The sequence below is a fragment of the Pseudomonas sp. PDM21 genome (assembly GCF_014852505.2).
Classification (GTDB): Bacteria; Pseudomonadota; Gammaproteobacteria; order Pseudomonadales; family Pseudomonadaceae; genus Pseudomonas.
Map to the genome: position 1 here is coordinate 844,090 of NZ_CM181223.1, position 22,321 is coordinate 866,410.

A 22,321-nucleotide genomic window follows, 5' to 3' on the forward strand; every position below is an offset into this window, starting at 1 on the left:
GGATATGGTATACGAAATCCCTACGATGCAGTGAAGCACCGGCAAGCGGTCATCGCAATGGGGGACTCGGGGGATTTGCACACGCAATGCGCGTGCCGGAGGGATCAGTTGCGGCGTTCGACGATGTAGCGGGCGAGGGCGCGCAGCGGCTCGGCGTTGTCGCCGAAACCTTCCAGCGCGGCCAGCGCCTGGTCGCGCAGGGCCAGGGCGTAGGCCTTGGCAGCGTCGAGACCGAGCAGAGCGGGGTAGGTCGGCTTGTCGTGGGCCTGGTCCTTGCCCTGGGTCTTGCCGAGGGTCGCGGTGTCGCTTTCCACGTCGAGGATGTCGTCCTGCACCTGGAATGCGAGGCCGATGGCCTCGGCGTAGCGGCGCAGCGCGTCCAGGGAGTCTGCGTTGGCGCGGCCGCTGGCGAGGGCGCCAAGCTGCACGCTGGCTTCGATCAGCGCGCCGGTCTTGTGCCGGTGCATGGTCTCCAGCGCTGCCTGGTCGATCTTGCGGCCGACGGACTCCAGGTCGATGGCCTGGCCGCCCACCATGCCGGCGGAACCGGCGGCGCGGGTCAGGGCCAGCAGCATGTCCAGACGGGTCTGGGCATCCTGTGGATTGAGTTGTGCGTTACCTATCACCTCGAACGCCAGCGCCTGCAGGCCGTCGCCGGCAAGGATCGCGCAGGCTTCGTCGAAGGCGATGTGGGTGGTCGGCTGGCCGCGGCGCAGGTCATCGTCGTCCATGGCCGGCAGGTCGTCATGCACGAGGGAATAGGCGTGGATCAGCTCCACCGCGCAGGCCGCGCCATCGGCGCGTTCGGCCTCGCCACCCAGGGCTTCACAGGCCGCGTAGGCCAGCAGCGGACGCACGCGCTTGCCGCCGTTGACCACGCTGTAGCGCATGGCGGCATAGATACGGGTGAGTTCTTCACGGGGGGCGACGAAGAGTTTTTCCAGCGCAGCATCGACACGCGCCGTGCAGCGCGCCTGGTACGCAGCGATCATGCGTCGTCGCCTTCCGGATCGAAGGGCGCTTCGCTCAGCTCGCCGTCGCGTTCCAGCAGGATCTGCACCTTCTGCTCCGCCTGCGTCAGCGCTGCCTGGCAGTCGCGGGTCAGACGGATGCCCTGCTCGAAGGCACCCAGCGAGTCCTCCAGCGACAGCTCGCCGCTTTCCAGGCGCTCCACCAGCGTTTGCAGCTCGGCGAGGGACTGTTCGAAGTCGAGGGAAGCTTTCTTGCGGGCCATGCGGACATCTCGGCGGGGGTATTCGGAAACCTCGCGACACTAGCAGAGACGGGCCTTGCGGGCAAATCTTCGGCCAGGCGGCCGGCGATGGTGCAAGTGCAGCCAGCGGTACTTTCGGACTGCTTTTCTAGTAGCCGCCGTCGCGGACGCCCTGGTGCTCGGCCACCACTTTCAGCATGCGCAGCGACTCGAAGGGAGCGTCCACCACGAACTGGTTCGCCAGCCAGGACGGCACGCTGCCCCCGGGCTCTCCGCGCATTTCATAGGTGACCTCGGTGAGCTTCGGGCCCTTGGGGACCATTTGCCAGGTGCCGGAGACGCTGGGCACACGGATGCGGTCCTTCACCGGCGGGATATAGTCCGGAGCGGCCTGCAGGTGGCGGATCATGCCGCCGTCCGGGGTTTCCTCGGTGCTCACCCTCAACACCAGGTCGCGTGGAGCGGCGGGCCAGGGGAGCTTGGTGTCGAGGTAGACCCAGATGGCTTCGTCGCTGTACTTGAGCAGGCGCATCTGCGCACAGGAGTACAGCCAGGCGCAGGAGACCCGCAGGTTCTCCTGCAGGTGACCGAGGGTGGCAACGTCGGCCCTCACCAGCGTCACGCCACGGAAGCTCTTGTAGCGCGAGCCGGGTACGTCGCTCAGGTAGACCTGCACACCGTCCTGGTCCTTGGCCAGCTTCCAGTCCGCCGCCTGCGCCTGGGCAAGCGCGGGGGCAGTCAGCAGCAGGGCGAGCAGCAGGGGCGGCGAGCGTTTCATGACAGCGGACCGGCGGGGGAATAGTCCGATCTTATGCCTGGCCCGTGACAGCGGCGCATTGGCCGGCGAGCGGTCTGGCGGGGGATTGCGCAGGCTGCGCGAGTGCAAATCACAGGCATTAGAAAAGCCGGCTTGTGGCCGGCTTTCAGGGGGTGGTCCAACCTTACTTCTGGTAGGGCGGACCGCCTTGATTCTGTGGCAGCGCAGCGAGCTGCGTGCGGGGCGAAGATGGTAGCAAAGTCGGGACGAAAAGCCTAATCCCAGTCATGAAAAAGCCCCGCCTGGGCGGGGCTCTTCACGGCGCGGTCACCCGCGCCACCATCACTTGGCCTGGAAGGCAGCGACGGCCTTGTTGATGTAGTCGTGAGCCTGGGCGGTGTCGCCCCAGCCTTCGACCTTCACCCACTTGCCCTTCTCGAGATCCTTGTAGTTCTCGAAGAAGTGCTTGATCTGCTCCAGCAGCAGGGCCGGCAGGTCAGTGTATTCCTTCACGTCGTGGTACAGCACGCTCAGCTTGTCGTGCGGCACGGCGATCAGCTTGGCGTCGCCGCCGGCTTCGTCGCTCATGTTCAGCACGCCAACCGGACGGGCGCGGATCACGGAACCCGGAGCGACCGGGTACGGGGTAACGACCAGCACGTCCAGGGGGTCACCGTCGTCGGCCAGGGTGTTCGGGATGAAACCGTAGTTGGCCGGGTAGAACATCGGGGTGGCCATGAAACGGTCGACGAACAGGCAGTCGGTGTCCTTGTCGATTTCGTACTTGATCGGCGCGTGGTTGGCCGGGATCTCGATGGCGACGTAAATGTCGTTCGGCAGGTCTTTGCCAGCCGGGATGCTGCTGTAGCTCATGGACGACTCCAGATAGTGGTCGGGCCGAAAAAGTGCGGCGGATTATAGGCAGATTGCCGTGTCCAAGCCACAGACATCGCCTAGTGCGCCTGAGTTTCCTGATATTCGGGGTGATCGGCCTGAAGCTTGTGCAGGCGCGAGAGCGGATCTTGCCGGTAGAACAGCGAAAGCTGTTCATAGACTTTGGGATAGGCCGCCCAAAGGAGGTCCGGAGCGGTAAAGAAGTACTCGCTGGTGACGGCAAAGAACTCGGCCGGATTTTCCGCCGCGTACGGGTCGATGGCGGTGTGCGCCTGCGGATTGTGGTCGAGCTGGCGGTTCAGGTCGTCGTAGGCGGTCTGCATGGCGGCGGCCCAGTCGGCGACGCGCATGTCGCGGTGCAGCGGTGGCATGCCGTTGGCATCGCCATTGAGCATGTCGAGCTTGTGGGCCAGTTCGTGGATCACCAGGTTATAGGCATCCCAGCCACCGCCGTTTTCCACGCCGGGCCAGGCGAGAATCACCGGGCCCTGCAACGAGGTCTCACCGGCGCGCTCGTCGTCGAATTCGTGCATGACGCCCGCCGGGTCGCGGTGCTTCTGCGGGCTGACGAAGTCGTCGGGATACAGGACCAGCTCATGGAAGCCGCCGTACCAGTTCAGGTCCGGCAGGTGCAGCAGTGGTAATTCTGCCTGGGTGGCCAGCAGCAGGCGGCGGTAGTCGTCCAGTTCGATGCCCGGCAGTGGCGAGAGGCGCTTGTCGCGCAGGAACAGCAGCGCCCGCTCGCCGAGCCGGCGCAGCTCTTCTTCGCTCAGACCGTCGAGGATCGGCAGGTGCCCGCGCACCTGCGCCCACAGCTCTGCGTCAAGCGGATAGCGGGCGAGGAAGCGCCGGCGGCGCCAGGCGCTGAACGACCACATGGGCGGATCAGTGCTCGCCGGGCTGGGCCTTGGCCGAGGGGCGCATCTTGTGGCGGATGAAACCGATCAGCATGGGCACCAGGGAGAAGGCGATGATGGCGACGATCATCACCGAGAGGTTCTGCTTGATGAACGGCACATTGCCGAAGAAGAAGCCCAGGGTGACCAGGCCGCCGACCCAGGCGATGCTGCCGGCCACGCTGAAGAACAGGAAGCGCGCATAGGGCATGTAGGCCATGCCGGCGACGAAGGGGGCGAAGGTCCGCACGATGGGCAGGAAGCGCGCCAGGGTCACGGTCTTGCCGCCGTGGCGTTCGTAGAAGGCGTGGGTCTGGTCCAGGTAGTCGCGGCGGAAGACTTTCGAGTCCGGGTTGCTGAACAGGCGTTTGCCCAGGGTTCGGCCGATCACGTAGTTGGTGCTGTCACCGCTGATCGCCGCGAGCAGCAGCAGGCCGCCGAGCATCCACGGGTCCATGCCGCCCGCGGCGCAGATGGCGCCGGCGATGAAGAGCAGGGAGTCGCCCGGCAGGAAGGGTGTCACCACCAGGCCGGTCTCGCAGAAGATCACCAGGAAGAGGATGGCGTAGATCCAGGTGCCATAGTTGGCCACCGCCAGCGACAGGTAGGTGTCGAGGTGGAGAATCAGGTCGATCGGGTTGAATTCCATGAGAAGCCTGTCTGACAACAAGGTGAACGGCCGGGCCGCCCATTATAAGGCGCGGCCGGGCTGCCGGGGGCGCGCTCCGTCGAATCCTGCGACGGAGGTCCGCGGGAGGATATTACAGCTTCTGCGTGAAAATCCTGTCGCTGTGAACGCGGCAATGCCTTGTGACAAATGCCCGGCGCACGGCCCTAGAGCAGGCTCGCCTGCCAGCTCAGCAGGTCCGTTGTCGTCCGGGGAGTCAGAGTGGCCCCGTGCTGGTCGCTGGTCGCCGGCAACTGCTCGGCCAGCGGATGCGCAGCGACTTCGCGGGTGTTCATCGCGCTTTCCAGACGTGCCTCGGCGATCAGTTGCTGAAGACGGCCGCTGCGGCGCAGGGTGCGCAAGCCGCGATCGAGGCTGGCGGCCAGGGCTTCGCCTTCGGCGCGCTTCTTCGGCACCAGCACGTAGAGTGGCTTGATCTCCAGCGGAGGGTCGACGAACTCGAGTTGCTCGCGCAATGCCGGGGCGTTCTGGCTGAGCAACTGGTAGCCGGTGTAGCGGTCCACCACGGCCAGGTCGATACGCCCGCGCAGGAGTTTTTCCAGGTTCTGCCAGTCGCTGCTCACCACGTCCTTGTTGAGGAAGTCGGCGGCGTCAAAGCGCTCTTGATTGACGTAACCGCGCACTACGCCGATGCGGTAGGGTCGCAGAGTGTCGAGGTCGCGCGGGTTGATCGGCAGGGCGCGGTCGCGGCGGCGGAAGAAGCCGAGCTGGGAGTCCAGCAGTGGCATCGAGGTGTAGAAGTCCTGGCTGCGGTCTGGCGACAGGTAGGCCGGCATCAGTGCATCGAAACGGCCCTCGCGGGATTCGTTGAGGGCCCGTTGCCAGGGCAGAAAGACCAGTTCTGCCTTGTCGCCGTTAAGCGCCAGGGCTTCGTTCAGGATGCGGCTGGCCAGCCCGTTGCCCGGCAGGTCGCTGCCGACGTAGGGCGACCATTCCAGGGTGGCGATGCGCAGGGTCTGGGCCTGGGCGTTGGCGCCCAGGAAGGCGAGACAGAGGCAGGCGGTGCGCAGAACAAGCAGGGAAATACGCATGGGATCCCTTCATGCGGAGGCCGCGGTGATTCCGCTGGTTGCACTCTAATGCGCCGGGCCCGCCGATGCCAGCGGGCCGCTCCGCACCGTGGATCAGCTCCTCAGTTGAGATCGTCGCTGATCGGCAGGATGTAGTTCTTGAACTCGCTGTCCTCGCGGAAACCGATGGACTCGTAGACCTTCTGCGCCACTTCGTTATTGACGCTGGTGGACACGCGCATGCGCACGGCCTGGGTCTCGCGGGCCATCTGCCGGGCGGTCTGCAGCAGGTGGTCAGCGACCAGCTGGCGTCGAGCCTCTTCGGCGACATAGATGTCGTTGAGGATCCATACGCGTTTGAGCGATAGCGAGGAGTAGCTCGGGTAGAGCTGGCAGAAGCCCAGCAGCTTGCTGTCGTCGTCATCCGGCAGGGCCAGGTAGATCACCGATTCCTTGCGGCGCAGGCGCTTCTCGAGGAATTTCCGCGAAGACTCGGGGTAGGGGAGCATGCCGTAGAACTCACGGTATTTGACGAACAGCGGCGCGAGCAGATCGAGGTGGTCGAGCGTGGCTTGCACGATGCGCATAAGCGGGCCTCGGCGGGAGGTGAGTGGGCTGGTATGGCGATGCAGGGGCTATGCCAGCGAATAGCCATTGGTCCGATGCTGCACTAGAAATTGTTGAAAGCGCAATCCAAGCGAGCGTTTGATCTGGAATGGTTGGCAGACGGGGCTTGAGACGCTGTAGGAGATAGCTTGCTTGGAAAGTTTTGCGGGGTGGTGACAGGGGAATGTTCAGGGGGCGACGGACTGTAGGAGCGAGCTTGCTCGCGAACCGCCTCGGCGACGGAGCTGCTGGAAACCCGTTCGCGAGCAAGGGCCAGGCGCCCCCTCGGTCCTACGAAGAGCCGCCCGTGCTGCTTTCAGGTCAGCAGGAAGTTCGCCCCCGGCCCGCCGCCCTCCAGCGTCGGCAACTCCGCCTCGTCCTTCAGGTTCACCCCCGACAGCTGCCGGCGGCAGGCCTCGCGCATCAGATACAGCAGCCGGTGCGTGGCGAGACCGTAGCTGAGGCCTTCCAGGCGCACGTTGGAGATGCAGTTGCGGTAGGCATCGTTCAGGCCGACCTTCGGCGCCCAGGTGAAGTACAGGCCGAGGCTGTCCGGCGAGGACAGGCCGGGGCGCTCTCCGATCAGGATCACCACCATCTTCGCCCGCAGCAGCTCGGCGACTTCGTCGGCCACGGCGACCCGGCCCTGCTGCACCAGCGCCACCGGGGAAAGATTCCAGCCTTCGTTGCGCGCCTGCTCCTCCATACGCTGAAGCAGGGGCAGGCTGTGACGTTGCACCGCGAGCGACGAGAGACCGTCGGCGATCACCACCGCCAGGTCATAACCCTGCGGGTGGCGGTCGGCGTGGCGACGCAGGGTCTCCACCGATTCCTCGTTCAGCCGGCGGCCCAGGTCAGGGCGTTGCAGGTAGGTGTCGCGGTCGGCGGCAGCGCTGTGCAGCAGCAAGGTGGCGCGGCCGCGTCCGGCCAGTTGCGCGGCGAGGCCCTCGCGGTCGAAGGGCAGGTGCACGGCGTCGCGCGCCTGGGCATGGGCGAACTGGAAGTCCAGTTGCGCGCCGGTCGGCAGGCTGGTGCCGGCGCGGCCCAGGGCGATGCGCGCGGCGGTCAGTCGACGCAGTTCCTGCCAGGGGTTGGGGGTGAAGCTGTCGCTCATCGAAAACTCCTCAACTCAGGACAGCTGCGCGAGCGCGTGGCGGAAGGCGCCGGGAAGCTGGCCGGCCATCTGCACGCGGCCATCCTGCTGGCGGAGGATTTCCATGCGCGCAAGCCACGCTTCGAATTCCGGCGCTGGCCGCAGGCCCAGCGTCTGGCGCGCGTAGAGCGCGTCGTGGAAGGAGGTGGTCTGGTAGTTGAGCATCACATCGTCGGAGCCGGGGATGCCCATGATGAAATTGATGCCGGCCACGCCCAGCAGGGTCAGGAGCATGTCCATGTCGTCCTGGTCGGCCTCGGCGTGGTTGGTGTAGCAGATGTCGCAACCCATGGGTACGCCGAGCAGCTTGGCGCAGAAGTGGTCTTCCAGCCCGGCGCGGATGATCTGCTTGCCGTTGTACAGGTATTCCGGGCCGATGAAGCCGACCACGGTGTTCACCAGGAACGGCTTGAAATGCCGCGCCACCGCGTAGGCGCGGGTCTCGCAGGTCTGCTGGTCGACGCCGTGGTGGGCGTTGGCCGACAGCGCGCTGCCCTGGCCGGTCTCGAAGTACATGAGGTTGTCGCCGAGCGTCCCGCGCTTCTGCGACAGACCGGCCTCGTAGCCTTCCTTGAGGATCGACAGGCTCACGCCGAAGCTGGCGTTGGCCGCTTCGGTGCCGGCGATGGACTGGAACACCAGGTCCAGCGGCGCGCCGCGATTGATCGCCTCGATGGAGCTGGTGACGTGAGTGAGCACGCAGGACTGGGTGGGAATCTCGTAGCGCTGGATGATCGCGTCGAGCATCTCCAGCAGGGTGCAGATCGACTGCAGGCTGTCGGTGGCCGGGTTGATGCCGAGCATGGCGTCGCCGTTGCCGTAGAGCAGGCCGTCGAGCACGCTGGCGGCGATGCCGGCCGGATCGTCCGTCGGGTGGTTGGGCTGCAGCCGTGTGGACATGCGTCCGCGCAGCCCCATGGTGTTGCGGAAACGGGTGACCACGCGGATCTTCTGCGCGACCAGTACCAGGTCCTGCACACGCATGATCTTCGATACCGCGGCTGCCATTTCCGGTGTCAGCCCGGGCGCCAGGGCGCGCAGGCTGGCTTCGTCGGCGGCATCGCCGAGCAGCCAGTCGCGCAGGCCGCCCACCGTGAGGTGGCTGACCGGCGCAAAGGCCTGGCGGTCGTGGCTGTCGATGATCAGCCGGGTGACTTCGTCGCTCTCGTAGGGAATCAGCGCCTCGTCGAGGAAGTGCTTGAGCGGGATGTCGGCCAGCGCCATCTGCGCGGCGACGCGCTCGGCGTCGCTGCCGGCGGCGACCCCGGCGAGGCGGTCGCCGGAGCGCGCCGGGCTGGCCTTGGCCATCACCTCGCGCAGGCTGTCGAAGCGCCAGGTCTGGCCACCGACGCTGTGGACGAATCCGGACATGGCGCTACTCCTCAGCCCTGGCTGGCGAACGATGCGTCGGTGCCGCGGTTGAGGCTGATGACGATGCTGCAGATGGAGCAGCCGCCGATCATCAGCACCAGGAACACCGAGGCGATGACGCTGTTGAACCAGAGCATGGCGGCCAGGCAGACCAGCGCCAGGACCAGCGCGATGGCCGGCACCACCGGGTAGCCCGGTGCGCGGAAGCTGCGCTCCAGGTCCGGCTCGCTGCGGCGCAGCTTGAACAGGCTGAACATGCTCATGATGTACATGACGATGGCGCCGAACACGCTCATGGTGATCATCGCCGCCGTCAGGGTCATGCCCTGCAGGCTGATCAGGCCGTCGCTGAAGATCGCCGCGATGCCTACGGCGCCGCCGGCGAGGATGGCGCGGTGTGGAGTCTGGAAGCGCGACAGCTTGGCCAGGCTGCGCGGCAGGAAGCCGGCGCGGGCCAGCGCGAAGAACTGCCGCGAGTAACCCAGGATGATGCCGTGGAAGCTCGCCACCAGGCCGAACAGGCCGATCCACACCAGCATGTGCATCCAGGTGGAGTTGTTGCCCACCACGGCTTTCATCGCCTGCGGCAGCGGGTCGTTGATGTTCGACAGGGCGCGCCAGTCACCCACGCCGCCGGCGAAGATCATCACGCCGATGGCCAGGGTCACCAGGGTCAGGATGCCGGCGATGTAGGCGCGCGGAATGGTGCGTTTCGGGTCTTTCGCCTCTTCGGCCGCCATGGCCGCGCCCTCGATGGCGAGGAAGAACCAGATGGCGAACGGGATTGCGGCGAAGATGCCGGCCATGGCGGTGGAGCCGAATACATCCGAGCCGGCCCAGCCATTGAGCACGAAGTTGCTGAAGCTGAAGCCCGGTGCGACCACGCCCATGAACACCAGCAACTCGGCCACCGCCAGCACGGTCACCACCAGTTCGAAGGTGGCGGCGATGCTTACGCCGAGGATGTTCAGGGTCATGAAGATCACATAGGCGCCGGTGGCCGCCCACTTCGGATCGAGGCCGGGGAACTGCACGTTGAGGTAGGCGCCGATGGCCATGGCAATGGCCGGCGGGGCGAAGACGAACTCGATCAGGGTGGCGATGCCGGCGATCATCCCGCCGGTCTTGCCGAACGCCCGCAGGCTATAGGCGAAGGGCCCGCCAGCGTGGGGGATGGCGGTGGTCAGCTCGGTGTAGCTGAAGATGAAGCAGGTGTACATCACCGCGACGATCAGCGTGGTGACGAGGAAGCCCAGGGTACCGGCGGCGGCCCAGCCGTAGCTCCAGCCGAAGTACTCGCCGGAGATCACCAGGCCCACGGCGAGCCCCCAGAGGTGAAGGGTGCCAAGCGTTGGTTTGAGTTGTGATGCGCTCATTGTTGTTATTCCTCTCTCCGCAAGGGATAGGCCGCAAGTGGGGCGGGCCGCAGGGGCGTGGACGGATACCTGAGACTCGATGGTAGTGGCGCACTGCCGCGCAAGACTTGACCGCTGGAACCGGCTTTCGCCATGCAGAGTCAACTGGTTGTTACCCATCGCCCCACCGTGCGCGCGGTGCTCGCTTCTGGTGCTGGAAATCGCCCGCCTGCCCCGTGCTGTGGCAGCTGCAGGCCAGGCGTGGCGCCATGTCGGGGGGCGTTGGTAACGGATCGGCGAGGCATGGGATTTGCTTTGTTTTCTCGTTCCCTGTTCCCGCGTGCGACGTGCCCCGAGCACCTCATAACAAGATCGGTAACCGACATGAGCCAGCCTCTGTTTTCCCCGTCCGGCCTGAGCCTGCCCCTGGCCAGCAACATCGGCGTGCTGTCCGCTGCCGCCAGCGGCCTGGGTCGCTTCATCGGCGACCAGGGCGGCGACATCGACCGCGTCTTCGGTCGCGCCGGCATCGACCCGGAGCGCCTGCTGCATCCGACCCTGAGCCTGGCACTGACCAACTACTGCCAGGTGCTGGAGGAGGCTGCGCGACAGTCGGGCTGCGACAACTTCGGGCTGCGCTACGGTGAGCAATTCCGCCCCCGTGAGCTGGGCCTGCTGGGCTACGTCGGGCTGTGTTCGGAGACGCTGGAAGAGGCGCTGAAGAACTTCGCCGCCGCTTTCCCCTATCACCAGCACGACACCCTGATCCGCCTGGTGGATTGCGGGGAGTGCTATCGCTTCGACTACCAGGTTCGCCACGGCGCGATCCTTGACCGCCGCCAGGACGCCGAGCTGACCTTAGGGATGGCGCTGAACCTGATGCGCCACGCGCTCGGCTCCGAGTGGGCGCCGCGTGCGGTGAGCTTCGAGCACGCTCGGCCGGAAGGCTGGCAGGAACACGGGCGGGTGTTCGATGCGCCGGTGCTGTTCCAGCGCGGCTGCAATTCGATGCTGATTCCCAAGCGCGACCTCTACGGCCGGCAGATGCCCGAGCGCGATGCCAACTTGCTGTTCCTGGTGCAGGACGTCATCCGTCGGCTGGGCGAGCAGGGCAGTGCGCCCAATCTGGTGGAGGACGCCGGCACGCAGATTCGCCTGGCGTTGGCGGATGGCGAGCCGTCGCTGGAGATCATTGCCGAGCAGCTGGAGCTCACTACCGCCGGCCTGCAGCGGCGCTTGCGCGAGGCCGGGCTGAGCTTCAGTCAGCTGGTGGAAAACACCCGCCGTGAGCTGGCGTTGCACTACCTGCGCCAGCCGCAGCGGCCGATCTCCGAGTTGGCGCCGCTGCTGGGGTATTCCGAGACCAGTGCGTTTTCCCGCGCCTTCCGCCGGTGGTTCGGGGTGAGCCCTCGGCAGTGGCGTAGCGACGCCAGCTGAGTCTTTCCATTGTGTGGCCCGCTACATGAAACCCTGCGCGAGGGGCTGCCCTCTCCCTAACCCTCTCCCTGAAGGGAGAGGGGACTGTTCGGCGCTGGGTGAAACCACATCGTCAGCCGGCACGATCTGCTCCCTCTCCCTTCAGGGAGAGGGCGGGGGAGAGGGGAAGCCCCGGCGCGGGCTTTCATGAGAGGCCAGTTTCCCCCAGGCATAAAAAAGCGCGGCCCGTGGGCCGCGCAAGGATCGATGTGAGGAGGTGCCCGGCTCGCGCCGGGCGGGTGACTCAGAACAAACTCAGAAGAAGCCCAGCGGGTTGATGTCGTAGCTGACCAGCAGGTTCTTGGTCTGCTGGTAGTGGTCGAGCATCATCTTGTGGGTCTCGCGGCCCACGCCGGATTTCTTGTAGCCACCGAAGGCAGCATGCGCCGGGTACAGGTGGTAGCAGTTGGTCCACACGCGGCCAGCCTTGATGCCACGGCCCATGCGGTATGCACGGTTGATGTCGCGGGTCCAGACGCCCGCGCCCAGGCCGTACTCGGTGTCGTTGGCGATCGCCAGCGCTTCGGCTTCATCCTTGAAGGTGGTGACGCCCACCACCGGCCCGAAGATTTCCTCCTGGAACACGCGCATCTTGTTGCTGCCCTTGAGCAGGGTCGGCTGGATGTAATAGCCGGTGGAGAGGTTGCCGTCGAGCTTCTCGACCGAGCCGCCGACCAGGATCTGCGCGCCTTCCTGCTGGGCGATGTCGAGGTAGGAGAGGATCTTCTCGTACTGCTGCTGCGAGGCCTGGGCACCGACCATGGTGTCGGTGTCCAGCGGGTCGCCGCGCTTGATGGCCTTCACCTTCTTCATCACCACGTCCATGAACTGCGGGTAGATGGACTCCTGCACCAGCGCGCGAGAGGGGCAGGTGCACACCTCGCCCTGGTTGAAGAAGGCCAGCACCAGGCCCTCGGCGGCCTTCTCGATGAAGGTCGGCTCGGCCTGCATGATGTCTTCGAAGTAGATGTTCGGGCTCTTGCCGCCCAGTTCCACGGTGGACGGAATGATGTTCTCGGCAGCGCACTTGAGGATGTGCGAGCCCACCGGGGTCGAGCCGGTGAAGGCGATCTTGGCGATGCGCTTGCTGGTGGCCAGCGCTTCACCGGCTTCCTTGCCGAAGCCCTGGACGACGTTGAGCACGCCCTTGGGCAGCAGGTCGCCGATTACTTCCATCAGCACGCAGATGCCCAGCGGGGTCTGCTCGGCCGGCTTGAGCACGATGCAGTTGCCGGCGGCCAGTGCCGGGGCGAGCTTCCACGCCGCCATCAGCAGCGGGAAGTTCCACGGGATGATCTGCCCGACCACGCCCAGCGGTTCGTGGATGTGGTACGCGACAGTGCTGTCGTTGATCTCGGCGGCGCTGCCTTCCTGCGCGCGGATGCAGCCGGCGAAGTAGCGGAAGTGGTCGGCAGCCAGCGGGATGTCGGCGTTGAGGGTTTCGCGGATCGGCTTGCCGTTGTCCCAGGTCTCGGTGACGGCCAGCAGTTCCAGGTTCTGTTCGATACGGTCGGCGATCTTCAGCAGCACCAGCGAACGGTCCTGCACCGAGGTGCGGCCCCAGGCATCGGCGGCGGCGTGGGCGGCGTCCAGCGCCTTGTCGATGTCCTCGGCGGTGGAGCGGGGGAACTCGGCGATGGGCTGGCCGTTCACCGGCGAGGTGTTGGTGAAGTACTGACCCTTCACCGGCGGGACGAATTCGCCGCCGATGTAGTTGCCGTAGCGCGCCTTGAACGAAACGATGGCGCCTTCGCTACCGGGATGGGCATAACGCATGGTCGGATCTCCTGGGTCTTGTGCTTGTTGGGGAGGACGTTGAACAAGCGTAGAGCAAGGGCCGGGCCATGCCAGTGAAAGGCGCGCCGCGCATGGGCTGGGCGGGTGGCTGGTGATGCTCCGGAAAGTGCGCTGTTACGCCTCTGGCACAGTGCCTCGTGACACTTTGTCCCGTTTTCGTGACAGTCGTGACCTGACGGTCGGCCAGGCGTTGCATTGGGCTGGCGCGTGGGGGATGCTGTCCTGCGTTCCATCGCTTTCTGTAGGAAGAGAAAGGTCCTACAAGACTTCGTTGGAATTCGGGGCTGCCTCCCCGTCCCCAAGCGGAGAACAACAAGAATGCGCGCCAACGATTTGAGCCGCCACGCCCGCCAGGTCATGACCGTGGCCGAGGGCAAGGCCCCCGCCGGTGCCCCCGGCGCGGACCCATCGATCGCCCGCTCCTGGATGCGCTGCCTGGAGCAGTACCACCTCGACCCGGCGCAACCCATGGCGCCCGCCGTGCTCGAACACGCGCGCATGCTCGAGGTCCGCGAGCGCCACCGCCAGGTGCTGGAGATCGCCAGCGACGAGATGAACAGCCTGCACCAGCAGCTGTCCGGCGCCGGACACGCGGTGCTGCTCACCGATTCCCGTGGGGTGATCCTCAACTGCGTCAGCGAAGCCGCCGAGCGGCGTACCTTCGAGCAGGCCGGACTCTGGCTCGGCGCCGACTGGAGCGAGGCCCGCGAAGGCACCAACGGCATCGGCACCTGCCTGGTGGAGCGCCAGGCGCTGACCATTCACCAGGACGAACATTTCCGCAGCCGCCACACAGGCCTGACCTGCTCGGCCAGCCCGGTGTTCGACCCGCAGGGCGAACTGCTGGCGGTGCTCGACGTTTCCTCCGCGCGCCGCGACGTGTCGCGGCAGAGCCAGTTCCACACCATGGCGCTGGTCAACCTGTCGGCCAAGGCCATCGAGAGCTGCTACTTCCTGCGCCATTTCGAGGACCAGTGGCTGCTGCGCTTCCACCTGCAACCCGACGGCCTCGGGTTGTTCAGCGAAGGCATGCTGGCCTTCGGCGGCGATGGGCGCATCCGCGCGGCGAACCAGAGCGCCATCAACCTGCTCGGCAGCCGCCGGGAAAGCCTGATCGGCCGCTCGCTGGAACAGTGCTTCGATTGCCGGCTGGACGACCTGTTCAGCCGCGCCGACCCGCATCCCAACGCCAGCTGGCCGCTGCGCACCCAGGCCGGGCGCACGCTGTATGCGCTGCTGCGCGGCAAGCGGCCCATCGCCGCCGCGCCGGTCCTGCCGCGCGCGCCTCTGGCGAAAGGCTTGTGCATCGACGACCCGCAACTGGCCCACGATTTCCGCCGTGCGCTGAAGGTCTACGCCCACGACGTGCCACTGCTGCTGCAGGGCGAGACCGGCACCGGCAAGGAGGCTTTCGCCCGCGCCGTGCATCTGGGTGGCGAGCGCGTCGGCAAGAGCTTCGTTGCGCTGAACTGCGCGGCGATTCCCGAGACCCTGATCGAGAGCGAACTGTTCGGCTATCGTGGTGGCAGCTTCACCGGCGCGCGCAAGGAAGGCATGCGCGGCAAGCTGCAGCAGGCCGACGGCGGCACGCTGTTCCTCGACGAAATCGGCGACATGCCGCTGGCGCTGCAGACCCGCCTGCTGCGTGTGCTGGAAGAGCGCCAGGTGGTGCCCATCGGTGGTGAGCCGCAGGATGTGGATATCCGCCTGATCAGCGCCAGCCACCGTGACCTGGAAGCGCTGGTAGCCGCCGGGCAGTTTCGCGAAGACCTCTACTACCGCCTCAACGGCCTGGTGGTCGCGCTGCCGCCACTGCGCGAGCGTGAAGACCGCGGCGCACTGCTCGACCACTTGCTGGCCGAGGAGAGCAAGGGCCGCAGCGTGCGCCTGGATGACGATGTGCGCCGGCACCTGCTGGACTTCCCCTGGCCGGGCAACGTGCGCCAGTTGCGCAACGTGCTGCGCACGCTCTGTGCGCTGTGCGACGGCGGCCGCATCCAGATGGCCGACCTGCCGCCGGACCTGCGTCGCGCGCCGGCTGCCGCTGCGGCTCCGGTCGCCTTGGCCGGGGAGGGCGGTGACACCCTCGGCGTGGCCGAGCGCAACGCGCTGCTGGAAGTGCTCGAAGCGCAGCGCTGGCACATCAGCCGTGCCGCGCAACAGCTGGGCATCAGCCGCAATACCCTGTACCGCAAGCTCAACCGTCACGGTCTGAACAGGAAGAGCCTCTCGTAGGATGACGTGGAGCGAAGCGATACCCATCGATACCGGGCACCGGGTCAGCATGGGTATCGCTTCGCTCCACCCATCCTACGGTTCACGCCCGTGACGACTTTTCCCGGCCTGCGGGAACCGCCTCCCCACCTCGTCGTCTGATGCCCCGGCGGCGGGCCGCGCGGGGGCGCGCTGTGCTACTCTGCCGCCCATTCGAAGTGCCTTCAAAGGCTTGATTGCAGGAGTCTGCATGCATATCCACATCCTCGGCATCTGCGGCACCTTCATGGGGTCGCTGGCCGTCCTGGCCAAGGAACTGGGCCACCGCGTGACCGGCTCCGACGCCAACGTCTACCCGCCCATGAGCACCCAGCTGCAAGCCCAGGGTATCGAGCTGATGCAGGGCTACGACCCTGCGCACCTGGAGCCGGCTCCGGACCTGGTAGTGGTCGGCAACGCGCTGTCGCGCGGCAACCCGGCAGTGGAATACGTGCTGAACAAGGGCCTGCCTTACGTCTCCGGCCCACAGTGGCTGGCCGACCACGTGCTGCAGGGGCGCTGGGTCCTGGCGGCCGCCGGCACCCACGGCAAGACCACCACCAGCAGCATGCTGGCCTGGGTACTGGAGCACGCCGGCATGAGCCCGGGCTTCCTGATCGGCGGCGTGCCGCAGAACTTCGGCGTCTCCGCACGCCTGGGCGGCACCCCGTTCTTCGTAGTCGAGGCTGACGAGTACGACAGCGCCTTCTTCGACAAGCGCTCCAAGTTCGTCCACTACCACCCGCGCACGGCGATCCTGAACAACCTGGAGTTCGACCACGCGGACATCTTCCCCGACCTCGCGGCCATCGAGCGGCAGTTCCACCATCTGGTGCGGACCATCCCCGGCGAAGGCCTGGTCATCCACCCGACGTCCGAGACCGCACTCAAGCGCGTGATCGACATGGGCTGCTGGACGCCGGTGCAGACCACCGGCGAAGGCGGCCAGTGGCAGGCGCGGCTGCTCAGCGAGGACGGCTCGCACTTCGAGGTGCTGTTCGACGGAAAACCGCAAGGCACCGTGGACTGGGAACTGACCGGCCAGCACAACGTCGCCAACGCTTTGGCCTGCCTTGCAGCGGCCCGTCATGTCGGCGTGGTGCCGGAGCTGGGTTGCGCCGCGCTGTCGGCCTTCAAGAGCGTCAAGCGGCGCATGGAGAAGGTCGCGGAAGTGCAGGGCGTGACTATCTATGACGACTTCGCCCACCACCCGACCGCCATCGCCACCACCCTCGACGGCCTGCGCAAGCGCGTCGGCGATGCCAGGGTGATCGCCGTGGTCGAACCGCGCTCCAACTCCATGAAGCTCGGTGCCCACCGCGACGGCCTGCCGGAGTCCGTTGTCCAGGCCGACAGCGTGTTCTGGTACGCGCCGCCCAACCTCGGCTGGGACCTGGCCGCCACCGTCGCCAGTTCGACCGTGCCGACGCAAGTGTGCGATTCGCTGGAAGCCATCATCGAGGGCGTGAAAGCCATCGCCACACCGGGCACCCAGGTGGTGGTCATGAGCAACGGCGGGTTTGGCGGCCTGCACGGCAAGCTGGCCAAGGCGCTGGAGAGCTGAACATGGCCGGAGCCGAACGCGTCACCCTCGCCATGACCGGCGCCTCGGGCGCCCAGTACGGCCTGCGTCTGCTCGACTGCCTGGTGCAGGAAGACCGCGAGGTGCACTTCCTGATCTCCAAGGCCGCGCAACTGGTGGTGGCCACCGAGACCGACGTGACCCTGCCGAGCAAGCCGCAGGCGATGCAGGCTTTCCTCAGCGAGTACACCGGCGCCGCGCCGGGGCAGATTCGCGTCTACGGCAAGGAAGACTGGATGGCCCCGGTGGCCTCCGGTTCCGGGGCTCCCAGTGCGATGGTGGTGGTGCCCTGCTCGACGGGGACGCTCTCGGCCATCGCCACCGGCGCCTGCAACAACCTCATCGAACGTGCCGCCGACGTGGCGCTGAAGGAGCGCCGCCAGTTGATCCTGGTGCCGCGCGAGGCGCCGTTCTCCAGCATCCACCTGGAGAACATGCTCAAGCTGTCCAATATGGGCGCGGTGATCCTGCCGGCCGCTCCGGGCTTCTATCACCAGCCGCAGACGGTCGACGACCTGATCGACTTCGTCGTCGCGCGCATCCTCAACCAACTGGGTATTCCCCAGGACATGCTGCCGCGCTGGGGCGAACACCATCTTGTCAGCGACGAATAAGCTCCTCGCCGTCCTGTTGCTGTTGCAACTGGGCGGTTGTGCCACTGTGAAGACGCTTAACGACAGCCGGCCCGGCGACCCGCTGATCTATGCCGGCACCCGGCTGGACTGGTATTCGCTCAATGGCGGCTGCTGCCCGAAGGATCACTTTGGCACCGACGCGCCGGCCTACCCCGGCCTCGACCTGCCCGGCAGCGCGCTGCTGGATACCTTGTTGCTGCCGCTCTCGCTCGCCGCGGAGCTGGGCATCGGCCTGCAGGTGTGGGGCGGGAACTGACCCGCTTCTGCTGATTCCCCTGAAGAAAGATCAGGGAGGTCCTGCGTAGGATGGGTGGAGCGGAGCGATACCCATGCGGTCATTGTTGCGATTGATGGGTAACGCTTCGCTCCACACCATCCTACAAAAGCGCCCGGCGATCGTAGGCTTGCGTGGAGGGGGTTATTTGCCCAGCTTGCGCAGTTCGTCCGATTCGACGACGCGCACGCCCTTGCCCGGCTCCAGGGCCAGGCGCCACAGCGCGCGGGCCAGGGCGATGGCTTCGATGCCGTGGAGCTTGCCCGGCAGGATGCGCGAGAAGGGCGCGGCGAGCAGTTCGGCGAGGCGGATTTCCTCGCGCTGCCCCAGCAGCAGTGACGGCCGGGCGATGGTCAATTGCTGCCAGCCTTGCTGGCGCAGGGCATCTTCCAGCTCGCCCTTGGTCCGGCTGTAGAAGATCGATGACTTGCTGTCCGCACCCAGCGCGCTGACCACGATGTAGTGCCGCGCGCCCAGGGCCAGGCCGCGCTCGCCCAGGGCCAGCGGCAGGTCGTAGTCGACACTGCGGAAGGCCTCCTCGGAGCCGGCCTCCTTGAGCGTGGTGCCCAGGCAGCAGAACACCGTGTCCACCGGCTGGAGCAGGTGCGGGATGAGTTCGGCCAGCGGGCCGACGGGATTGTCCAGGCGTGGGTGCTCCGCCAGCTTCCTTCGGGCCGGGGCAATGACGCGCTTGACCGTGGGCTCGTTGAGCATGCGGTCGAGCAGATGCTCACCGGTCAGGCCGGTGGCGCCAGCTAGCAGGATATTCGTCGGTTTCGAGTACATCTGTGTTTCCCCTCTGACACACCTTCCAGCTTAGTTCTCGCCCTGTCCTTTTGCCTGCGCATCGTTGCTGCCGAGCGCCAGGGCTCCGTGCGTCTGTTGCGCACGCAGGGCCTGCCAGCGAGTAATGACCGCATCCGGCGCCCAGAGTTGCGGCTCCGATGGCTCGAACTCTTCCTCCTTCTCGCGCTTGGCCACGGTGACGCTGGCGAGCTTGAACGCCTGCCTGAGGTCGTCGGTCTGCTGGAAGGCCTTGGCAAAGAGCGCATCGCCGAAGTAGGTGAAGTCAGCCTCCTCGGAGCAACCGAAGGACACCCGGTCGCTGCGCGCGGCGGTCATGATCAGGGTCTTGTCGTCCTTGAGCGCGGGGATGAAGCCGCCGCTGTAGCAGGCGGAGATCACCAGCACCTTGGTGCGGTCCTTGAGCGGAGCGAGCAGCGTGGCCAGTTCGCTGGCCGGCAGGTCGTCGAGCTTCAGGCCCGGCATGTCCAGCACCAACTGGTGGTCATGGGAGCCGTGGCTGGTCAGGTAGATGAACACCAGGTCTTCCGGGCCGCTGCGCTCGGCGATGGTGCGCAGGGTGCGGGCGAGGGTTTCGCGGGTGGCCATGGGACGGTCGGCGAGGTGATCGCGGTGGTTCACCAGACGGACCACGCCGCGCGCGCCGAAGCGATCACCGAGCAGGTTGGCGACGTAGTCGGCCTCTCGCAGGAACACGCTCTGCTTGCCGTCGCCGCCCAGGCTGACGCCGTAGAGCTCGATTGCCGGGGTGGACTGCGGGATGGCGGACAGGGCTTTCTCCAGCATGGCGCCCTGTTCCAGCAAGCCGACTTCCAGCGGGTTGGGCAGCAGCTTGCCGGCGGCGTCCTGGCGCAACTGGCCGGCGCTCCAGGTGCCTTTCTGCACGGTGCCGTCATGGCGGGTTAGGGTGCCGGCACCGGAGTACTCGCCACGGGCGAAGCCACCGCTGTAGGTCTGGCCGTCGGCCTTGGTCAGGGTGCCCTGGCCGTCGAAGCGCCAGAAGCGGAAGTCGCCCTTGTAGCGGCTGCCATCGGTGCCGATGAACTCGCCCGGCCCGCTCAGCGCGCCGGCCTTGAAGCGACCGAACCAGACATCGCCGTCGGCGTTCTGGAAGCGTCCGGTGCCGTCGAACTGGTCGTTGCGGAACTCGCCGGCGTACTGGTCACCCGCATCGTCGCGGAAGATGCCCTTGCCTTCGAGCACGCCGTTCTTGAACGGGCCGCTGTACTGGTTGCCGAGGCTGTCGCGGCGGGCGCCTTCGCCGTTGGCTTCGCCTCGGGCGAAGGCTCCCTGGTGGTGGGTGCCATCGGCTTGTACGAGGCTGCCCAGGCCCTCGTAGCGACCCTTGCGGAAGCCGCCGCTGTAGGTGGTGCCGCCCTGGGAAATCCGCCCTTCGCCGTCGAACTCGCCGCGCTTGAACTGGCCCTCGTAGAAGCTGCCGTCGGCGTACTGCAGGCGGCCACGCCCTTCGAACAGGCCGTCGCGGAACTCGCCTTCATAGCTCGTGCCGTTGCCGTCGCTCCACTTGCCCTGGCCGCTCTGCAGGCCCTTGTCGAAGCCGCCCTCGTACCAGGAACCATTGCTGTAATCCAGCCGACCCGGGCCCTGCAGTTGGCCGTTCACCAGCTCGCCACGGTAGCGCGCGCCGTCGGGCAGGCGGGCGTCCGGGGGTGTCAGCGGTTCGCCTTCGCCGCAGGCAGTCAGGAGCAGGGCGAGGCTCAAGGGCAGGAGTTGGCGTGGCATCGGGACTCTCGAATCGACGGTGGGTCGCAGAGTGAGTGTGACGTAAAAAAGCCCGCGGACGCGGGCTTTTTTCTCAACGCTGTGCCAGAGCCGTCAGACGAAGCACAGGCTCAGCGATTCGGCGATGTAGGCCGGCTTGGGCAGGCCTTCGATCTCCAGGGTGCAGCGTGCCTTGATCAGCCACTGGCCGGGGTTCTTCTCGGTGATGTCGGTGATGGTCACCTGCAGGCGCACGCGCGAGTCCACCGGTACCGGCTGGATGAAGCGCACGCTGTCGAGGCCGTAGTTGACCACCATCTTGGGGTTCTCCGGCAGGACCAGCAGGCCCTCGCAGAGTTTGGGGATCAGCGACAGCGACAGGAATCCGTGGGCGATGGTGCCGCCGAAGGGCGTCTTCTTCGCCTTCTCCGGATCGACGTGGATGAACTGGTGGTCCTCGGTGCACTCGGCGAACTGGTTGATGCGCTGTTGATCGACGGTGATCCACTGCGAATGACCCAGGTCCTTGCCGATGTAGTCCTTCAGTGCGCTTACGGGTACGAATGCCATGTTTCCTCCGGGGATATCGTTGTTCTTCTAGTGCGGCCTGCATGAGAGTCCGCCAACAGATCAGCATGGGGTCCGCGGCCGGTCAAGCCGCAGTGGCATTCATGCTTTGGGCGAATGCCGAGCCATAGCGGGTGCCGGGCGGGCATAATGGCGGTTCCTTGCGCTGGAGATGTTCCCTGATGTTGCTACGCGGCCTGACCTGGCTGGTGCTGTTCCAACTGCTCGGCACGGGCCTGAATGCTCTCATCCTGCACATGATTCCCGGCCCCATTATTGGGCTGGTGCTGCTGTTCGCCTTCCTGGTGTGGAACGGCGAGGTGAGCAAGCCGGTGAACGAGGCGGCCGCTTCGCTGCTGCGCTACCTGCCGTTGCTGCTGGTACCGGCGGCGGTGGGCGTGATGGCCTACGCGAAGCAGATCGCCGCGGACTTCTGGGCCATCGCCGGCGCCCTGGCGCTGTCGCTGCTGGTGTCTTTCGTGTTCGCCGGCTGGCTGATGCAGAAGCTCATCGACCGCCAGCGCAAGCAGAAGGAGGGCGCGTGATGTTCGACTGGCAAGGCGCGCTGAACTCCGTCATCCACCATCCGCTGTTCTGCGTCGGCGTTACCCTGGGCGCCTACCAGCTGGCGCTGGCGGCCTACGAGCGCACGCGCTGGGTGTTCCTGCAGCCGGTGCTGGTGTCGATGCTGATGGTCATCGCGGTGCTGCTGGCCTGTGGCATCGACTACGCGGAATACAGCAACAGCGCCAAGGTGCTGACCATCCTCCTCGGCCCCGCTACTGTCGCGCTGGCGGTGCCGCTGTTCCTCAACCTGAAGCGCATCCGCCAGCTGTTCTGGCCGACGCTGATCACCCTGCTGGTCGGCGGCCTGTTCGCCACCGCGCTGGGCATCGGCCTGGGCTGGCTGTTCGGCGTCGACCACGAATTGCTGATGAGCCTGGCGCCCAAGTCGGTGACCTCGCCCATCGCCATGCTGGTGGCCAGCCAGATCGGCGGCGTAGCGGCGCTGGCGGCGGTGTTCGTGTTGATTACCGGCGTGCTCGGCGCCATCCTCGGCCCGGAACTGCTGCGCCGCTTCGGCGTGCATCACCCCGCTGCGCAGGGCATGGCGCTGGGCATGACCGCCCACGCCGTGGGCACCTCCCGCGCCTTGCAGGAGGGCGAGGAGTGCGGCGCCTTCGCCGCCCTGGCCATGAGCCTGATGGGCGTGGCCACCGCTGTGCTGCTACCGTTGGCGGTAGCGCTGATCGCCTGACGAATCGACG

The 22,321-nt window shown here is 66.4% G+C and carries 22 protein-coding genes; 7 read left to right on the plus strand and 15 right to left on the minus strand.

The annotated features are described in order from the left end of the window. Window positions 1-104 precede the first annotated feature (104 nt). The 11 genes from ispA to eat form a co-directional block, all read right to left on the minus strand. Window positions 105-992 carry a (2E,6E)-farnesyl diphosphate synthase gene (gene ispA, locus IB275_RS04135; RefSeq protein WP_192290330.1) on the minus strand — a complete coding sequence of 296 codons (888 nt, stop codon included), beginning with the start codon at window positions 990-992 and terminating at the stop codon, window positions 105-107. Further along, window positions 989-1,234 carry an exodeoxyribonuclease VII small subunit gene (locus IB275_RS04140; protein WP_081517239.1) on the minus strand — a complete coding sequence of 82 codons (246 nt, stop codon included), beginning with the start codon at window positions 1,232-1,234 and terminating at the stop codon, window positions 989-991. The genes ispA and IB275_RS04140 overlap by 4 nt, the downstream gene beginning before the upstream one ends. A gap of 127 nt (window positions 1,235-1,361) precedes the next feature. Continuing rightward, the gene (locus tag IB275_RS04145) at window positions 1,362-1,991 is read right to left on the minus strand and encodes an START domain-containing protein (protein ID WP_192290328.1); all 630 of its coding nucleotides are present in this window, start codon (window positions 1,989-1,991) and stop codon (window positions 1,362-1,364) included. A gap of 321 nt (window positions 1,992-2,312) precedes the next feature. Then, entirely contained in the window at window positions 2,313-2,843 is a 531-nt protein-coding gene (gene ppa, locus IB275_RS04150) for an inorganic diphosphatase (RefSeq protein ID WP_081517241.1), read from the minus strand. An 80-nt stretch (window positions 2,844-2,923) separates the two neighbouring features. Next, complete coding sequence (locus IB275_RS04155) at window positions 2,924-3,742, minus strand: M90 family metallopeptidase (RefSeq protein WP_192290326.1); 819 nt, start codon at window positions 3,740-3,742, stop codon at window positions 2,924-2,926. Between the two features lie 7 nt (window positions 3,743-3,749). Continuing rightward, the gene (locus IB275_RS04160) at window positions 3,750-4,409 is read right to left on the minus strand and encodes a DedA family protein (protein ID WP_192290324.1); all 660 of its coding nucleotides are present in this window, start codon (window positions 4,407-4,409) and stop codon (window positions 3,750-3,752) included. Window positions 4,410-4,594: 185 nt separating this feature from the next. After that, entirely contained in the window at window positions 4,595-5,479 is an 885-nt protein-coding gene (locus IB275_RS04165; RefSeq protein ID WP_192290322.1) for a substrate-binding periplasmic protein, read from the minus strand. Between the two features lie 101 nt (window positions 5,480-5,580). Beyond that, window positions 5,581-6,045: a GNAT family N-acetyltransferase gene (locus IB275_RS04170; RefSeq protein WP_081517245.1), complete on the minus strand. Its 465-nt coding sequence runs from the start codon at window positions 6,043-6,045 to the stop codon at window positions 5,581-5,583. 335 nt (window positions 6,046-6,380) lie between these two features. Then, window positions 6,381-7,178, minus strand: a complete 798-nt coding sequence (gene eutC, locus IB275_RS04175; RefSeq protein WP_192290320.1) for an ethanolamine ammonia-lyase subunit EutC — start codon at window positions 7,176-7,178, stop codon at window positions 6,381-6,383. A gap of 15 nt (window positions 7,179-7,193) precedes the next feature. Beyond that, window positions 7,194-8,588, minus strand: a complete 1,395-nt coding sequence (locus IB275_RS04180; RefSeq protein ID WP_192290318.1) for an ethanolamine ammonia-lyase subunit EutB — start codon at window positions 8,586-8,588, stop codon at window positions 7,194-7,196. Between the two features lie 11 nt (window positions 8,589-8,599). Further along, window positions 8,600-9,964 carry an ethanolamine permease gene (eat, locus tag IB275_RS04185; RefSeq protein ID WP_081517254.1) on the minus strand — a complete coding sequence of 455 codons (1,365 nt, stop codon included), beginning with the start codon at window positions 9,962-9,964 and terminating at the stop codon, window positions 8,600-8,602. 363 nt (window positions 9,965-10,327) lie between these two features. On the opposite strand from eat, the gene qhpR reads away from it, so the two are divergent. After that, window positions 10,328-11,380, plus strand: coding sequence for an AraC-like transcriptional regulator QhpR (gene qhpR / locus IB275_RS04190; RefSeq protein WP_192290316.1), 1,053 nt, complete (start codon window positions 10,328-10,330; stop codon window positions 11,378-11,380). A gap of 294 nt (window positions 11,381-11,674) precedes the next feature. Here qhpR and exaC read toward each other — a convergent pair whose 3' ends face one another. Next, entirely contained in the window at window positions 11,675-13,195 is a 1,521-nt protein-coding gene (exaC, locus tag IB275_RS04195) for an acetaldehyde dehydrogenase ExaC (protein ID WP_081517256.1), read from the minus strand. Between the two features lie 339 nt (window positions 13,196-13,534). Here exaC and IB275_RS04200 point away from each other — a divergent pair, with 339 nt between their 5' ends. From IB275_RS04200 to IB275_RS04215, 4 genes are all read left to right on the plus strand, one after another. Next, window positions 13,535-15,451 (plus strand): sigma-54-dependent Fis family transcriptional regulator, encoded by a 1,917-nt coding sequence (locus IB275_RS04200; RefSeq protein WP_192290314.1) that lies wholly within the window; start codon window positions 13,535-13,537, stop codon window positions 15,449-15,451. A gap of 229 nt (window positions 15,452-15,680) precedes the next feature. Beyond that, window positions 15,681-17,033 carry a UDP-N-acetylmuramate:L-alanyl-gamma-D-glutamyl-meso-diaminopimelate ligase gene (mpl, locus tag IB275_RS04205; protein WP_192290312.1) on the plus strand — a complete coding sequence of 451 codons (1,353 nt, stop codon included), beginning with the start codon at window positions 15,681-15,683 and terminating at the stop codon, window positions 17,031-17,033. 2 nt (window positions 17,034-17,035) lie between these two features. Beyond that, window positions 17,036-17,665, plus strand: coding sequence for a flavin prenyltransferase UbiX (gene ubiX / locus IB275_RS04210; RefSeq protein ID WP_017521701.1), 630 nt, complete (start codon window positions 17,036-17,038; stop codon window positions 17,663-17,665). Beyond that, window positions 17,649-17,942 (plus strand): YceK/YidQ family lipoprotein, encoded by a 294-nt coding sequence (locus IB275_RS04215; protein WP_192290310.1) that lies wholly within the window; start codon window positions 17,649-17,651, stop codon window positions 17,940-17,942. The genes ubiX and IB275_RS04215 overlap by 17 nt, the downstream gene beginning before the upstream one ends. Window positions 17,943-18,104: 162 nt before the next feature. Here the strand turns inward: IB275_RS04215 and IB275_RS04220 are convergent, their stop codons facing one another. The 3 genes from IB275_RS04220 to IB275_RS04230 form a co-directional block, all read right to left on the minus strand. Next, complete coding sequence (locus tag IB275_RS04220; protein WP_192290308.1) at window positions 18,105-18,746, minus strand: oxidoreductase; 642 nt, start codon at window positions 18,744-18,746, stop codon at window positions 18,105-18,107. Between the two features lie 30 nt (window positions 18,747-18,776). Then, a complete protein-coding gene (locus tag IB275_RS04225; protein ID WP_192290306.1) occupies window positions 18,777-20,507 on the minus strand; it encodes a C13 family peptidase in 1,731 nt (576 codons plus the stop codon). A gap of 93 nt (window positions 20,508-20,600) precedes the next feature. Next, entirely contained in the window at window positions 20,601-21,056 is a 456-nt protein-coding gene (locus IB275_RS04230) for a MaoC family dehydratase (RefSeq protein ID WP_045217066.1), read from the minus strand. A gap of 179 nt (window positions 21,057-21,235) precedes the next feature. Between IB275_RS04230 and IB275_RS04235 the strand changes: the two genes are divergently transcribed. Together IB275_RS04235 and IB275_RS04240 are read left to right on the plus strand one after the other, a co-directional pair. Continuing rightward, window positions 21,236-21,598, plus strand: coding sequence for a CidA/LrgA family protein (locus IB275_RS04235; protein WP_045217069.1), 363 nt, complete (start codon window positions 21,236-21,238; stop codon window positions 21,596-21,598). Continuing rightward, on the plus strand, window positions 21,598-22,311 hold the full coding sequence (locus IB275_RS04240) for an LrgB family protein (protein ID WP_138212109.1): 714 nt from the start codon (window positions 21,598-21,600) through the stop codon (window positions 22,309-22,311). The genes IB275_RS04235 and IB275_RS04240 overlap by 1 nt, the downstream gene beginning before the upstream one ends. The last annotated feature ends 10 nt before the right edge of the window (window positions 22,312-22,321 follow it).